This is a genomic window from Kribbella sp. NPDC000426 (genome assembly GCF_040300265.1).
In the GTDB taxonomy this organism is placed as follows: domain Bacteria; phylum Actinomycetota; class Actinomycetes; order Propionibacteriales; family Kribbellaceae; genus Kribbella.
On record NZ_JBEPDK010000004.1, the window covers coordinates 119510 to 133459 of the forward strand.

At 67.1% G+C, this 13950-nt stretch carries 19 protein-coding genes; 10 read left to right on the plus strand and 9 right to left on the minus strand.

Annotation, left to right across the window (positions count from 1 at the left end; genetic code table 11):
• The first annotated feature begins 114 nt into the window (after positions 1–114).
• The 4 genes from ABT313_RS19745 to ABT313_RS19760 all read left to right on the plus strand — a co-directional run bounded on the left by ABT313_RS19745 (position 115) and on the right by ABT313_RS19760 (position 2697).
• A complete protein-coding gene (locus ABT313_RS19745; RefSeq protein ID WP_350855482.1) occupies positions 115–810 on the plus strand; it encodes a class E sortase in 696 nt (231 codons plus the stop codon).
• Between the two features lie 62 nt (positions 811–872).
• Entirely contained in the window at positions 873–1532 is a 660-nt protein-coding gene (locus ABT313_RS19750) for a ferritin-like domain-containing protein (protein ID WP_350855484.1), read from the plus strand.
• Positions 1533–1544: 12 nt separating this feature from the next.
• Positions 1545–2183, plus strand: coding sequence for a ferritin-like domain-containing protein (locus ABT313_RS19755; RefSeq protein WP_350855486.1), 639 nt, complete (start codon positions 1545–1547; stop codon positions 2181–2183).
• 154 nt (positions 2184–2337) lie between these two features.
• Positions 2338–2697 carry a hypothetical protein gene (locus ABT313_RS19760; protein WP_350855488.1) on the plus strand — a complete coding sequence of 120 codons (360 nt, stop codon included), beginning with the start codon at positions 2338–2340 and terminating at the stop codon, positions 2695–2697.
• A 437-nt stretch (positions 2698–3134) separates the two neighbouring features.
• Here the strand turns inward: ABT313_RS19760 and ABT313_RS19765 are convergent, their stop codons facing one another.
• Together ABT313_RS19765 and ABT313_RS19770 are read right to left on the minus strand one after the other, a co-directional pair.
• Complete coding sequence (locus tag ABT313_RS19765; RefSeq protein WP_350855491.1) at positions 3135–3374, minus strand: hypothetical protein; 240 nt, start codon at positions 3372–3374, stop codon at positions 3135–3137.
• A 5-nt stretch (positions 3375–3379) separates the two neighbouring features.
• A complete protein-coding gene (locus ABT313_RS19770) occupies positions 3380–3502 on the minus strand; it encodes an alpha/beta fold hydrolase (protein WP_350855494.1) in 123 nt (40 codons plus the stop codon).
• A 312-nt stretch (positions 3503–3814) separates the two neighbouring features.
• On the opposite strand from ABT313_RS19770, the gene ABT313_RS19775 reads away from it, so the two are divergent.
• Complete coding sequence (locus ABT313_RS19775) at positions 3815–4069, plus strand: hypothetical protein (protein WP_350855496.1); 255 nt, start codon at positions 3815–3817, stop codon at positions 4067–4069.
• An 83-nt stretch (positions 4070–4152) separates the two neighbouring features.
• Positions 4153–4809, plus strand: coding sequence for an orotate phosphoribosyltransferase (locus ABT313_RS19780; RefSeq protein WP_350855499.1), 657 nt, complete (start codon positions 4153–4155; stop codon positions 4807–4809).
• 105 nt (positions 4810–4914) lie between these two features.
• On the opposite strand, the gene ABT313_RS19785 is transcribed toward ABT313_RS19780, so the two are convergent.
• The 4 genes from ABT313_RS19785 to ABT313_RS19800 all read right to left on the minus strand — a co-directional run bounded on the left by ABT313_RS19785 (position 4915) and on the right by ABT313_RS19800 (position 8998).
• Positions 4915–5985 carry an alpha/beta hydrolase gene (locus ABT313_RS19785; RefSeq protein WP_350855502.1) on the minus strand — a complete coding sequence of 357 codons (1071 nt, stop codon included), beginning with the start codon at positions 5983–5985 and terminating at the stop codon, positions 4915–4917.
• Between the two features lie 55 nt (positions 5986–6040).
• On the minus strand, positions 6041–6949 hold the full coding sequence (sigJ, locus tag ABT313_RS19790; RefSeq protein ID WP_350855505.1) for an RNA polymerase sigma factor SigJ: 909 nt from the start codon (positions 6947–6949) through the stop codon (positions 6041–6043).
• 467 nt (positions 6950–7416) lie between these two features.
• Positions 7417–8019 (minus strand): hypothetical protein, encoded by a 603-nt coding sequence (locus ABT313_RS19795; RefSeq protein ID WP_350855508.1) that lies wholly within the window; start codon positions 8017–8019, stop codon positions 7417–7419.
• Positions 8020–8230: 211 nt separating this feature from the next.
• A complete protein-coding gene (locus ABT313_RS19800; protein WP_350855511.1) occupies positions 8231–8998 on the minus strand; it encodes a hypothetical protein in 768 nt (255 codons plus the stop codon).
• A 139-nt stretch (positions 8999–9137) separates the two neighbouring features.
• Here ABT313_RS19800 and ABT313_RS19805 point away from each other — a divergent pair, with 139 nt between their 5' ends.
• The 3 genes from ABT313_RS19805 to ABT313_RS19815 all read left to right on the plus strand — a co-directional run bounded on the left by ABT313_RS19805 (position 9138) and on the right by ABT313_RS19815 (position 10857).
• The gene (locus ABT313_RS19805; RefSeq protein ID WP_350855514.1) at positions 9138–9581 is read left to right on the plus strand and encodes an Hsp20/alpha crystallin family protein; all 444 of its coding nucleotides are present in this window, start codon (positions 9138–9140) and stop codon (positions 9579–9581) included.
• A gap of 585 nt (positions 9582–10166) precedes the next feature.
• Positions 10167–10637, plus strand: coding sequence for a J domain-containing protein (locus tag ABT313_RS19810; protein ID WP_350855517.1), 471 nt, complete (start codon positions 10167–10169; stop codon positions 10635–10637).
• Positions 10627–10857 (plus strand): hypothetical protein, encoded by a 231-nt coding sequence (locus ABT313_RS19815; protein WP_350855520.1) that lies wholly within the window; start codon positions 10627–10629, stop codon positions 10855–10857. The genes ABT313_RS19810 and ABT313_RS19815 overlap by 11 nt, the downstream gene beginning before the upstream one ends.
• A gap of 23 nt (positions 10858–10880) precedes the next feature.
• On the opposite strand, the gene ABT313_RS19820 is transcribed toward ABT313_RS19815, so the two are convergent.
• The 3 genes from ABT313_RS19820 to ABT313_RS19830 form a co-directional block, all read right to left on the minus strand.
• Positions 10881–11216 (minus strand): DUF1931 family protein, encoded by a 336-nt coding sequence (locus ABT313_RS19820; protein WP_350857784.1) that lies wholly within the window; start codon positions 11214–11216, stop codon positions 10881–10883.
• Positions 11188–12705 carry a N,N-dimethylformamidase beta subunit family domain-containing protein gene (locus ABT313_RS19825; RefSeq protein ID WP_350855523.1) on the minus strand — a complete coding sequence of 506 codons (1518 nt, stop codon included), beginning with the start codon at positions 12703–12705 and terminating at the stop codon, positions 11188–11190. The genes ABT313_RS19820 and ABT313_RS19825 overlap by 29 nt, the downstream gene beginning before the upstream one ends.
• Before the next feature lie 80 nt (positions 12706–12785).
• Entirely contained in the window at positions 12786–13100 is a 315-nt protein-coding gene (locus ABT313_RS19830; protein ID WP_350855526.1) for a hypothetical protein, read from the minus strand.
• A gap of 114 nt (positions 13101–13214) precedes the next feature.
• On the opposite strand from ABT313_RS19830, the gene ABT313_RS19835 reads away from it, so the two are divergent.
• The gene (locus ABT313_RS19835; protein WP_350855528.1) at positions 13215–13949 is read left to right on the plus strand and encodes a dienelactone hydrolase family protein; all 735 of its coding nucleotides are present in this window, start codon (positions 13215–13217) and stop codon (positions 13947–13949) included.
• The last annotated feature ends 1 nt before the right edge of the window (position 13950 follow it).

Here is a 13950-nt window from a genome sequence, read left to right on the forward strand (position 1 = left end):
TTGCCGCTCCCTGCGCGGATGGGCGGAAAAGTTCTTGCCCTGACACCTATCCGGTCAGCGGTTGGCGCCGAAGGCCTGCCTGATGATCCGCTTCCTGAGGAGATGGTCGGCCGTATGAGGAGCTGGAAGCCCGTCTACAAGTGGCTCGCGGCAAGTACCGGTTTCGCCGCGGTGGTCACCGCCGGTGTCATCGTCTTCGGTCCGGACAACAAGCAACTCGGTACGACGCCTCCGTCGAGCGCTCGCCCTGCGGCAACGGCATCACCGTCTGCGGCCGGTGAGCCTGAGGCGCTCGTGAACCGGATGCTCGATCAGCTCCGTGCGGGCAAGCCGGTGGAGCCGCAGTTCGCGGCCGGTGACAATCCAGCGGCGGGTGTGCCGATCGACGCGATCAAGGCCAGGCCGGGGGAGCAGTTGCGGTTGGGCCGGTTGCAGATCCCCCGGTTGAAGGTGGACCAGCCGTTGAACAACGGGGTCGACGAGGCTGCTCTGGTCGCCGGCGTGGGACATTGGCCGGGTACGCCGCTGCCTGGTGCTGCGGGCAACAGTGTGATCAGCGGGCACCGCAGTACTCACGAGAAACCGTTCCTGTACCTGAATCGGCTGCGTCCTGGCGATCCGATCATCGCGACGGTCGGTTCCGCGCGGACGACGTACAAGGTCGTCGCGGTGACGATCGTGCCGCAGGCGCAGTACGTGAAGTACGTGCTGCGGCAGCCCACCAGGCCGGGCGAGAGGGACATCACCTTGTTCGCCTGCAACCCGATCACCGCGCATAACCAGCGCATCGTCGTCCGGGCGACGGCGTGAGGAGGCGATAACTAAGAGCAGTGTGTGCACGGAATCCTGAATCGATCCTTCGAAGGAGAGTCATGGGTATCCGCACGATTTTCGGGGGCCGTCCGGTCCTCGAGTTCGCCGACGAGCACAGCCGGCGCAGCTTCCTGCGCAACGCGGCGCTGGTCGGCGTCGGTCTGACGTACGCCGCCTCCCGGGCCGGCGATCCCGTTGCCTTCGGCAACTCCGATCGCGGCTTCGGGAACGACGCCGCGAAGAGTGATCTCGACATCCTGAACTACGCCCTGACGCTGGAGTATCTGGAGTCGGCGTTCTACACGATGGGTCTGAAGGCCAAGGTGCTGAAGGGTCGTGAGCTGGAGTTGATCGATCCGATCCAGCAGCACGAGGCCAACCACGTGACGGCGGTCCGGACCACGATCCAGGACCTCGGTGGCAAACCGGTGGCGGCGCCGAAGGTCAAGTTCCCGGCCGGCACGTTCTCCAGCCGGGCCGCGTTCCTGAAGACCGCGGGCACGTTCGAGGAACTCGGCGTGAAGGCGTATCACGGCCAGGTGCCGCTGGTGAAGGACGGCCACATCCTGGCGGCCGCGGCGTCGATCGCCGGGGTCGAGTCGCGGCATGCGGCGATCATCGCCCAGATCTCCGGCGGGAACCCGTTCCCGGCGCCGATCGAGGCCCATCTCGGGATGGCGCCGGTACTCAAGGCCGCCATGCCGTTCATTGCGAAGTAGGGAGGACAGCTGATGACCGACCAGACTGGTGCTGTTCGTGATCTGATCCACGGCAATGCCTCCGCAGTAGCCCCCGGCGCGGCGCTGGGCGCCCTGACGCACGGGTTCGAGTTGGCGTCGACGAAGGACTTCGGCAGCGATGTCGAGGTGCTGAACTATGCGTTGACGCTGGAGTACCTGGAGGCCGAGTTCTACCGGCAGGGCAATGCGGCCGGGCTGCTGAAGGGCAAGGAGAAGCAGTACCTGATGCAGATCGGCGCCGACGAGGCGTCGCACGTCGCGACCGTGACGGCGACGATCCAGAAGCTCGGCGGTACGCCGGTCGGCGCGCCCGCGGTCGACTTCGGCGGCGCGTTCGACAGCCGGAAGAGCTATCTGACCACGTCACACATCTTCGAGAACAAGGGCGTGGGTGCGTACCTGGGCGCGGCAGGGTTCGTGAAGGACAAGATGATCCTGCAGGCGGCCGCGGGGATCTTCGGGGTCGAGGCCCGGCACGCCGCCGTGGTCGGCAACCTCCTCGGACTGAAGCCCGAGGGCGGCGTCTACATGGGATCGACCGAGGTCGGCATTCCGAAGGCCGACGTCCTGAAGGCAGTGGCGCCGTTCCTGCAAGACCCGGACAAGGTCGTAGCCGCGATCACCCTCTGAGGAGCTGACTACCTCGGCCGACCACCTCAGGGGGTGGCCGGCCGAGGTTTGCGGTCATGCATCCCTGACCCGGCGATGCACGTGTTGTAACGAAAAGCTACAAACAAACACTTTCGGCTGGCCGGGTCACTACGGGGCAGGGTAAGAAGTCCGGGTGGACGGCAACGAAGTGACCTCCGCGCTACAGAGCGCGTACGGCGACCTGGTGCGGGCCGTCGAGCTCACCCGACGCCGCCCCGACGACCGGATCGACACCGCCTCGGTGGTGTCCGACCTGCACGAGCTCCGCGTGCTGATGTCGGCGGCCGCGCAGATGATGCGGTCGTTCCACCTGGGCCAGCACGGTGCCACGGTCAAGTGGGCGCCGGGCGCCGAACCGGAGGGATCGGACAACTCGACACCCTCGGCCCAACTCGAGGCGGTCGAGCAAGACCTGCTCGAGGCCTACCAGCACCTGGAGCGCGCCGCGGCCAGCCTCACCGTCGCGCGCCGCAGGCTGGCAGACCTACGCTGACTCGGTTCACTCATTCGGCCGACGAAAGCGGCGATGAACGAGATGATGCCGATCGGACCGGGCAGGTTGCGGCCGAGGTAGGTGCCAAGGGCAAAGAGTGCCGCCGTGCCTGCGACGTACTGCACACGCGGACTGGTTGCCTGCGCGGTCGGCACGCTCGCGATGGACGCGCTGCTGTACGCGGAGTATCGGGCGGACGGCGGAAAGAGCGGCTTCGGCCGCTGGGAGTTGTCGCGCCCCCGAGCCTCGCATCCGGTACGGCGTGCCGTTCGGCGGGGCAGTCTGCGGCGGCGGATACGTCGTACTGCCGGCTGCGGGACTGTACGAACCGATCTGGAAGTACAACTACAAGGTCCTGGCCAAGGACCTCACCGCGCACCTCACCTACGGGCTGACCACCGCGACGGCGTACAAGATCTTGCGCCGGGCGTTCGTATTCAACGAGGTTTTGCGCTTTCGGTCCATTGCTGGAAGAGGTCGGTCTGTGCTTCGGGCCAGGCGGTGTCGCAGGGCATGGTGCCGGCCCGGAGGCGCGCGAGGATGCGGTCGGAGTGCTCGCTGACATCGTCGTACGACCACAGATCGAAGAACCGGAGCATCGCCTGGCGGTCCTTCTCGCGGAACAACGGCTTGATGTCGCTCTCGAAGCCAGGCGGCTCGGTGCGGTTGTCGGCCATGACTGTCACCCTTGCGCGGGATAGGCGGGCGCGACGACGTTGTAGCCGGCCTGCTGATAGCGCTCTATCCAGTGTTCCCAACTACGCGGAGTAACCCAGAACCCGTGGACAAGAACGATGGTCTTCATGGCAGGAGTCCTTTCGGCGACTAGGCGATCTGCCCCTACACAAGAAGACCGAACCAGCCGGCACCTTGTGACAGAGGCCTGATGGGCCCGGTGGTTCTACTGGTGCGATGGCTTACCTGGCGAGCGAGCGTGGTGGCATGACCAACATCCGTAGTGCCCAAGACAGCGATGGCGTGCCGACCTATCTGGACCGGAGTGATCCCGACGACAGGTTTTCGGACTACCACCCCGAGTGGGTGGACAAGATGGCTGACGACGTCACTCTGGAAGGTTCGATTCTGGACGGGGCCGTGCAGGGCGTGGATGCAGTCCGTGCCGTCATCGGCGGAGCCCGCCAACTGTACGACCCGTCAGGATTTCAAGTTCGTCGGCCCTTGGGGCGACAGCAGCTTCATCGAGGACTACACGGCAGTGGTCCGCGGTACGCCGATCGGGTCTGTTCATCTGATCGAGTTCAACGCCGACGGGGAAGCTCAGCACATCATCGTCAACTACCGCCCACTCAGCGCGTTGATGTTCTTCTCCCACCTGCTCCACGAGAAGCTCGCCGGAACGCCGTACCGATGAGCCAGGGATTTGCCCTGGGGTGAGCGCCGCGGTGCGGGTGGATCGTCGTAAGTGTTCAACGAACTCTGATGGAGGCGACGACCATGACCACCTCACTCGTCTCCCGGCTGGCTGCAGTGCCGGGACTCGTCCGCCCAGGAATCTCGCACTTGGACATGAAGACCCGGCTGCCGCTGCACCCGCTCTCGGTCGAGAACGCGTACGGCGACCCGCGCCTGCTGCCAGATCTCGCCGAACCCGGTGCCGTCTTCGCCGAGAAGCTCGGCGTCGAGTTGATCGTCGGCGCCGAAACCGGCGGCATCCCGTTGGCAACCTCGGTCGCGCTGGCCGCAGACTTGCCGTTCGCGTTCGTCCGCAAGCCCGGCTACGTCGGCCACGAGGACCACGAACCGACCGTCCGTGGCGCATCCGTCGCCGGCAAACACGTACTCCTGGTCGACGACGCAGTAGCTCAGGGCACAGCTCTGCAGGCTTTCACCCGCGAGCTCGTAGACGCCGGCGCAACCGTGTCAGGCGTGTTCACCGTCGTCGACATGCGCGAGGTCTCGGGCCGGATCACCCCGACCGCCCGCCACCTCCCCATCGAGTCCGTCGCGACATACCTCCAGGTCCTGACCGCAGCAACTGAACAAGGCATGCTCGACCCCAAACTCCACGAACTGGCCGTCGACGCCCTGATCCACCACTGGCCCGACAACGACCCCCGCTGGACCCTCCTCAACACGGCACCGGCCGCATAGGCCACCTGTGGCGGCCGGACGCGCACCACACGCCTGGAGCTAGAGGTCGGTACGGCGAAATTCCTGATGCACCCGACTGTGCCCGGCCGCTCGACTATTTGCTGGTCACGGTAGGAGCTGGATCCCTTCGGCCTCCGGCCGCAGTGCGAGCCCGGTGCGCAACGCATCAGCCGCTTCCGCAGTGGCTTGCTGGAACCGACCGCCGAGGGCGAAGAGGTTGGCGTATCCGTGGATCAGGTCCGGATGCTGACTCAGCACGACCGGTACGCCGGCGGCGGCCAGCTTGCCGGCGAACGCCTGGCCCTCGTCGCGAAGTGGATCGAAACCGGCGGTGCTCAGATATGTCGCCGGGAAGTCTGCAAGATCGTCGGTGAGCAAGACCGACGCGCGCGGGTCTGTCGCGTACTCGGCGCCGAGGTAGAGGCTTTCGAAGTTGTGGATGCTGCGAGCGGTGAGGAAGAAGCCGCTGCGGAACAGGTCATGCGAACGTCGCCGTGTGCTGAAGTCGACGCGGGGATAGAGCAGCAGCGTGTATGCCGGTCGCCGGCTCGGTGAGGCAGCCACCACTGCGGCCAGGTTGGCGCCTGCGCTGTCGCCGCCGACGGCGACCCGGTTCGGATCGGCGCCGAAGCTCGCGGCGAAGCGAACCGCGTGGTCGTACGCCGCGTAGGCGTCGTGGACGGCAGCTGGGAACGGATGCTCCGGGGCCAGCCGGTAGTCGACGGCCAGTACCCGCACCTGGGCCTTGTCGGCAAGGTAGGCGCAGAGTGCGTCGTGAGTGCGCAGACTGCCGATCACCCAGCCGCCACCGTGCAAGAACACCAGTAGTCCCGAGCCGGGAGCGATGGACGCAGGGGTGTAAAGGCGTGCCGCCAGTTGGCCGCCCGGCCGGGGGACGCTGGTCTCCACCCGCCTGACCGGCGCCCGGTGAAAGTCGACCATCTGCGCGCTCTCGTCGATGGCGATTCGTGAGTCCGCCACCGATCCGGCCCACAGCTCGTCTCTGCCATCCAACCGCAACAACCGAAGCAGCAGTTGGGCCTCCACTGCGAGCCGCTGGCCGTCCAGCACGACGGGCCGCCCGGCGAGTATTCGTTGCACCGGACGGGGGAGCGCGAACGCTGCACGCAGAGCTGCGGTCTTGAGCCGGGGTGGCTTCGACATCGGAGTGGACATGGGGGGCTCCTTGCTGGACAACGGTTGGCGGACGGCGGCGACGTACTCGAGGTCTTCAGTCATCGACGTGCGTGGTCAGCTTGTCCGGGTTGACCTGCATCGCGATCCGGACAACCCGCCGATTGACGATCGCGAGATCGACTGTGCCGACGAGGGCCGCGCCGTCGCGGACCGCGATTCCGAGGCGACCATTGATCTGCTCCAGCGACAGAGTTGCGTGACCATCCTGCGTCGCGAGGACGCCCAGCAGGTACGTCGCCACGGCGTCCGCGCCGACGACCGGCCGGCGGGCGACCAGGATCTGCTCGCCGCCGTCAGCGACCGACACCACATCGGGATCGAGCACCTCGGCCAGGCTGCGCAGGTCACCGCCGCGGCACGCGTCGAGGAACGCGGCCACCGCGCGATCACGCTCGGGTCCGGCAACGTCGAAGCGCGGTTCCGCGGCCAGGTGTGCCCGCGCGGTGACCGCTAGCTGACGGCAAGCCGCCGGGCTGCGTCCGACCGTTCCGGCAATCTCCGCGAACGGAACGGCGAACACATCGTGGAGGATGAAGCTCACGCGTTCTGCCGGGGTCAACTTCTCCAGCGCCACCAGGAACGCGTAGGAGACCGAATCGTCCAGCGTGACGCGGTCGGCCGGATCGGCCGGCTCGGATCCGGAGTCGCCGAGCTCAGGTTCTGGCAGCCAGATCCCGCGGTACTGCTCGCGTTGTGCTCGCGCAGACCGCAACTGGTCCAGGCACAGCCGGCTGACGACCCGAGTCAGCCAGGCGAGCGGTTCCCGCACGAGGTTCCGCTGATCATCGGTGAGTTGGTGCCAGCGTGTCAGGCCTTCTTGTACGACGTCCTCGGCGTCGTGACGTGACCCGGTCATCCGGTAAGCGATGGCGAGAAGCCGCCGCCGAACTGCCGCGTCCCCGGTGGCATCACGGCTGTCGTGGGGATCCGGGACGGGGGTCATGCGGCGACCGTCGGTCGGTGAAGAGGTCGCGGCGAGTCATCGGCCCGCACAGCCTGGATATAACCGCTCCGTCTCCCCAGGCTGATGCATTGCACAACATATCTAACCGACACCCGCGTGGGCTCGCGCGATGCCGAGGCAGACCCGCGCGCTGCCCTCGGACGACACGATCGGCACCGACTCACCCGCACCTGACGGCGCTCGGCCTCGGTCAGCGAGGCGAGCAGGCGGTTGGTTGCGATCGCACCGGCGTACCCAGCGCCGATCACCACCACCTCAACGCGATTCGTACCACTCATGACCGTCCAACCTACGTTCGTGGAATACGTTTCGTCAGGATGACGAACAAGGTGGTGCAGTTGTGAGATCGTCCATGTCAGAACGGACGCGAGTGCCCGGGCAGCAACGAACAATGAGTCCTGCCGCTACGCGCCTTGAGGTCTGGCTGACCGGCTTGCTGAGTCTCGCTATCGGCTGAGTGCTGCGAAGAGGGGTTGGATCAGGACTGCGTTGGGATGGCCCATCGGGACGGCGAGGACGGCCTGGTCGGAGGTGGTCGCGTAGATGTAGATGAGGCCGGCGTCTGGCTCGGGTGGGTGGATCGAGTTCCAGTCCAGTGACAGCTTCGGGCGCTTGCAGCTGATGCCCTGCTGGTTCACCTTGATGCTGCCGCCGATCGTCACGGTCTCGCCTTGACGGACCCGGGTGACGAGGTCGGTCAGCAGGCGTGGTTCGACGACCTGCGCTGACAGGTTCACCAGGAACCTCCACCAGTCCGGCAGCTCGTTCTGGCGGCCCATCCGCGAGTCGGTCACCGTGACTGCCGGCGCCGCCTTGTGCGGGTACTTGCCGACCTCGAAGTGCCAGTAGGTGGTGTACGTGGTCGGGAACATGAAGCGCTTCTCGGTGACCTGCTCGACCCAGTAGCCGACCCACTCGATCTCGTCGAGCGGCATCGACCGCCGGCCGTAACTGATCTGCTGCCCGTCGGCGTGGAGCGAACTCCAGCCGACCTTGGTGTCGAGAACCGGGATGTGGCCGGGCTGCGGTTGCCGGTGCTGCTCGCTCACGCGATGAGCCTTTCGGGTCGGCAGGGCTGATCGCGCGTGAGACGCGCACCGAGCACGCCTGGTTCCGCCGCACCTATGGGTCCATTTCTCGAGCCCGATCGTCCGTTCGTTGCGCAAGGCATTGGACGCTGGTTGGGATCCGGTCGAGTTGCGTGCGCAGTACGACGCGCCGGTGCCGACGCGAGTGACATGCGAGCTCTCTTGCGTTCTGCTACTGCGGTTTGCTGGTGTGTCCGGTGCGCAGCTGGTCGGTGGTGTCGTTGATGTCGGAGACTTGTCCGGCCAACTTCGGGTGGCTGTCCTCGAGTTTGGAGCCGGCTTCGGCCAGCGGTCCGAGCAAGGTTGCGGTGTCGCTGTCGCCGAGGGCGTGCAGGAGCCGTTCGGCCGTCTGCTGGGTGTCTGGGGCGAGGTTGTCCAGCGCGGTGATCTGTGCCGCGAGTCGGCGCAGCATGCCCGCGTTGTCCCGCGCCCACCGGGTGACCGCGCGGTCCCCGGCACGCCGGTCACGTGCTGCCTGGACGCGCTGCTCGCCCGTCATCCCTTCGGGATCGGTGGTGTGCGGGTTCAGTCGCAGGTAGCGTCGCTCGGCGGCCTGGCGGCTGGCCAAGCCGAGGGCAGGGGCGATCGTCGCCCAGCTGGCGCCGCGGTCGCGGGCCGCTCCGATGAGCACCGGCTCCCACACGGCCAGCTGGTCCTGTAGAGCCCGGAGGCCGGCCAACGCGGCGAGCACGTCGACCGAACTGACCCCCGTGTCAGCAGTCGAGCCGGCGGTCTGGTCGGTGGGTGCGGGGTGGCCGGGTCGGGTCTGGCGCCGGTGCCCGTTCGGGGACATGAGTTGCTGAACCGTCCGGTCGACGGTGGCGAACGCGGTCCACGCAGCGGTCTGCCCGTTCGTCTGCCCGGCCGTCGATCCAGCCGGGCCGGTGCTCGTGTCTGCAGCTGAGTCGGTGGTCGGGTGATGTCGTTCATCGGCTGCCATTCGTCACCTCTTCTCTTCGACCTGGCGAAAATGTCAGCGTTTGGATGACTGACCTACTTGTCATCGTTTCGATGACATGTTATATCAGTAGTGCGTGTTGACACCACCCACAGTCGATGACCTGAGGAGGTGCAGGACGATGTTGATACGCACAGATCCGTTCCGGGAGTTCGATCGGCTCGCACAGCAGTTCTTCGGCAGCCAGTCGCCGGGCACGTGGTCACGCCCGAGTCCGATGCCGATGGACGCCTACCGCGACGGCGACCAGTACGTGGTCGCGTTCGACCTTCCCGGCATCGCGCCCGATGCGATCGATCTGGACGTCGAGCGCAACGTGCTGACGGTGAAGGCCGAGCGGCGGCCGGTCGAGCTCACCGAGGGGGCTGAGATGCAGGTTTCCGAGCGTCCGCTGGGGGTGTTCTCCCGGCAGGTGTTCCTGGGCGACACCCTGGACCCGAACCGGATCGAGGCCACCTACGAGGCGGGCGTACTGACGCTGAAGATCCCGATCGCGGAGCAGGCCAAGCCGCGCAAGATCACGATCACGGCTGCCGGCGGCGACCGCAAACAGATCGACGCCTGATCCACATCGGACGGGCACCCGGCCGGCACTGACAGTCAGTGCGACGCCAGGGTGCAGGTCTTGTCGAGAGGTGAGATCGATGCCGACGAGCGAACTGCTACGGGCGGAGCGCGAGGTTTTCCTCGATCTCGCGCTCGGCGACGACGAACTGGTGCGGGCTGAGTTCGACGCACTGATCGCGGCGTGCTGGGAGTCGTCGTGCGAGCCGCCACCCGACAAGCCGAGTCCGCCCGGAGGGCCCTGGGAGTCGAGGTCACATCCATCGTGGCCATGTCTCCCGGGCGCCCGACCCGGCCGCACTCCGGGTCGACGCCCGGCCGGTCGAGGACGGGGCCCTCCGGGCGGCGGTGGCTGACGCTTTGGCCCTAAAACGTGTGCATCGAAAGGAGTGATGCTGTAGCGAACAAACACCGATTGCAGAGTCCCTGACACACAGTTCTTGACCCGGTGATGCGGCCGCCCGCGAGCCACACCCTTCGAACCGGCGACCGCACGTTCCCCGCCGGCTGTCCTTCCCAGGACGAACTTACGGCGCGGGCCGCCGCATCACCCCGGGCGACATCGACGCCTTCAGGAGATCCAGCCATGACCGCCCCGCTCGTCGATCCTTACGCGATCCTCGGAGTAGCCACCGAGGCGTCGGACGACGACCTCGACCATGCCTTCCGTAGGCTGGTCCGCCAGCTCCACCCGGACACCCGCCGACCGGCCTTACCGATCGAGTCAACCGCGTCCGCAGTGCCGGGCGGCTCCGAGGACGAAGCCGACGAAGGACTGCAACAACTTCTGAACGCCTACGCGACCTTGCGCGACCCCGTCCGTCGCGCGGCCTATGACCGGGCCCGCGCCAGATCCACCGCCCCGGTACCGCAACCGGCGGCATCCAGCTGTGCGGCAGACGCGCTGGTGCCGGATCTGTCGCCGATCAGGGTCGGCCCGGCGATCCGGGTCGGCGCAGTGCACTGGGAACCGCCTCGCCCAGTCACCGGTCCGACCACCGAGTCGGCGGGCGCCGCTGGGTCACGCTTGACCACAAGGAGCCATGATGGCCAGTGACGACGTCGAGACGTACTGCGAGAACGGGATCTGGAAATCCCGCTGGCGCAGCAGTACGACACCGTTCGCCGCCGGCGGCGGTAAGGACCGCCAGGTCGCTCAAGGCGCGAGCGTGGCGCAGTGGTACGGCGTGGACCACATCGTCACCAACCCCGACGGCACCGTCGACGAACACAACTCCTATCGCTACCTGCGCGAGTACGTTCCCAGCGTCGGCTGAGATCTGCCCAGGCACGGCACAAGCTACAACAGCAGGCTGAAGATGTGGAAGGCGTCTTCCCAGTGGGTTGTCTGGGGATTCTTGACATCGGGGTCGATGACTTTGAAGGTGCGAGCGAGTGCGACGCTCAATCCTCCGACCACCTCCGGCAACCGGGATTCGGTCTCCTCGGCGAGAGTCACGTCGAGCGGTGGCCATTTCGTCAGTTGCGCCAGGATCGGCTTCAGGTCGATCTCGTCGTCGATCTCGCGGAACGCGTGAATGCTTTCCTGCAAGCCCTTGGTGATGGGCAGGAGGATGTCGCGAGCTACGGCCGCGGCTGGTCCTGTCCTACGGCACCCGAAGGTCCTGGCGGACAGCCGTCAGGTTGCCGATGGCTGGATGGATGCGGCCCATCGGGCCGGCGGCCAGCGCGGTGAACAGATTGAGCGTGACCTTCTGGGCGAAGGCCGACGCGGCCGGGCCGACGCCGTACGTCGGATCCGGGCCCTCCAGCGCACGGACCCACTCGATCGTCCCGGTGGCGAACACCCCGGCGCCGGACTTCACCGTGTAGTACGTCGCGTCCGAGAACGTGTGGCGCTTGCCGCAGGTCGTGGGTGAGTGGGCCACCACCTGCAGGTTGGCCGGTGTGCCGGCGACCGGGTAGGCCCGGTCCGCTTCGTTACCGACCAGGCCGGGGTACGCCGATCCCGCCTTCGCGCCGGTGCCCGCGAAGAGAAAGAAGTTCGGCTCGCGGATCGTGAACGCGCCGCTTGCCGGATGGCATTCGTACAGCATGCCGACCAGGCTGTTCTCCGGGTCGGGGTACGGGTTCTGCCCCCAGTTCACGGTGGTGTCCGGCGCATGGTGGATCGGGTCCAGTCTGGAGTCCTTGTAGTCCACGATGATTCGGTTCGGGCCGTGCGGGTCGGCGGCGTAGCGGATCCGCCGGTAGACCGAGTTCGCGCCGAGGAAGGCGAGGTTCGTGCCGGCGTCCCGGGCCTTGGTGACCGCTTGGCGCATGGGCAGCGACCAGTACTCGTCGTGTCCGCCGAAGACGATCGCCCGGGCACCGTCGAGCAGGCCGGGATCCGCCTGCAGATCCGCGCTGGTCGCGTAGGCGAGCCGTACGCCGCTGCGTTCGGCCAGCTGGACGAGCGGGAGGTTGTCATGGAGTACGCCGCGAGCGGGGTTGTACCCGTACGGGCGGTCGAAGGTGACCATCAACGACCGCCGCTCGTGCGAGTGCTTGGGCAGGCCGACGTACAGGTTGTATCCGCCCCATCCGTTGTAGGCCTCGTCGGTGTTGACGCCGCTGACGACGAGCACGGCATCACGGGCAGTGCCGGACCGGATCACGATCGGTACGTAGGCCTCCTTGCCGGTCGATGCCCGAAGCAACAACAGGTAGCTGCCGGCCGGCCAGTCCCTCGTCTGGACGGTCGTCGTCGGGGACCAGTTGATCGCCGTGATCATCCGGTCCTTGGTCAGAAGCGGAGGCGGCTGCCTCTTGCCCGGCACGGCCGGTGAGGTCCAGATCAGTTTCGCACCGGCTCCGCCGTACCAACCGATCCGGAAGGCGCGGATGGTGAAGGCGGGTGCGGACGAGGTGACGAACAGCCGGAACGGCTCGCCGCTGCGGACGCTCACGTGATCCGCGTAACCGGCCAGTTCCATCGGACCGGCGACCAGCCGGCCCGGAATCCGCCACTCGGTGTCGGGGGCTCCGATCGGCCGATATGCCGGCACCGCCGAGCTTGCCTGGCCTTCCTTCGGTGTGTTGTTCGTCGCATCCGACGCACCTTGGCAACCGGTCGCCAAGGCCAGCAGCATCACGCCGGCCGCCAGCGTTCGCGCAACCCCCAACCGACACCCTCCCAGGTCGGCTCCATCGTAGCCAACGGTCGCTGAGAGGACGCGGAGACCCAGGCGCCAAGCCGGCGCCGTCAGGTGTGTGTACGGTCCGAAGGCAGCCGAAGGCCGGCGAGCTCCTGATCACCGTTCACACCACGCAGCGGCGTGATGACGAGGTCGTTCGCCGAGTCGATCGGAATCCGTACGCCGGCCCAGTTCTGCAGCTCCGCCGGGCCGAGTGTCTGCCCGGTCGCGGCGTGGTTGTACGGCGGACCGTACTGCGCGCTGGTCGTCGTGCCGGCGAGAACACGGCAGCCAGGACCGTGGTGAGCACGGCGACCACCACAAGTGCGATGACGAGTCGGGAAGTCGTGCGAGTCCGGCGTACGCCGCTTGATCGTGGTCATGACACGGCCTCCTCGTCACCGGGTCCGGCGGTCACCGGGACCAAAGTCTGATCCGCTGTCGGCGTCCACACAGATCATTGATCTGCCCACGGGTGCCGCTTAGGGTCCGATGTCATGAGCTCGCTCGATTCCTGGGCCCTCGGCGGTCACACGGCCGGTGGTGTCACGCACCCGACGTACCGCAAGGGCAGCGGGCCGGGCGTGATCGTGATCCACGAGATCCCCGGGATCACGCCCGCGGTGCTCGATTTCGCCGAAGAGGTCGTGGCTCGTGGCTTCACCGTCGTGATGCCGTCGCTGTTCGGCCGTCCGGGGGCACCGGCGACGGTGCGGGAGACCGTCCGGAGCATCGCGGATATCTGCGTCAGCCGCGAGTTCAGCATGTTCGCGATGGGGCGCACGACCCCGGTGGCCGGCTGGCTGCGGTCGCTGGCTCGCGAGCTGCACGAGGAACTGGGAGGGCCTGGTGTGGGTGCCGTCGGCATGTGCATGACCGGCGGCTTCGCACTTGCGATGCTGGCCGATGCGCCGGTCGCGGCCCCGGTCCTCGCCCAGCCGGCCTCGCCCGCACCGGTAGGCACGGCCCGCAAGGCCGACCTGGGCCTCAGCCCGGACGACCTCAAGTCGGTCAAAGCGAAGGTCGCTGCGGGATGCCAGGTCCTGGGTCTGCGCTACGAGGGCGATCCCGCTGTGGGCACGCGGTTCGACACTCTTCGCCGTGAGCTCGGCGCGAACTTCATCGCGGTGGAGTTCCCCGGCCGCAGACACTCCACCCTGACCGAGCACCGCCAGCAGGAGGGTGTCGACCGGGTCCTCAGCTTCTTCGAGGAGAAGCTGAGTCATCCCTGAC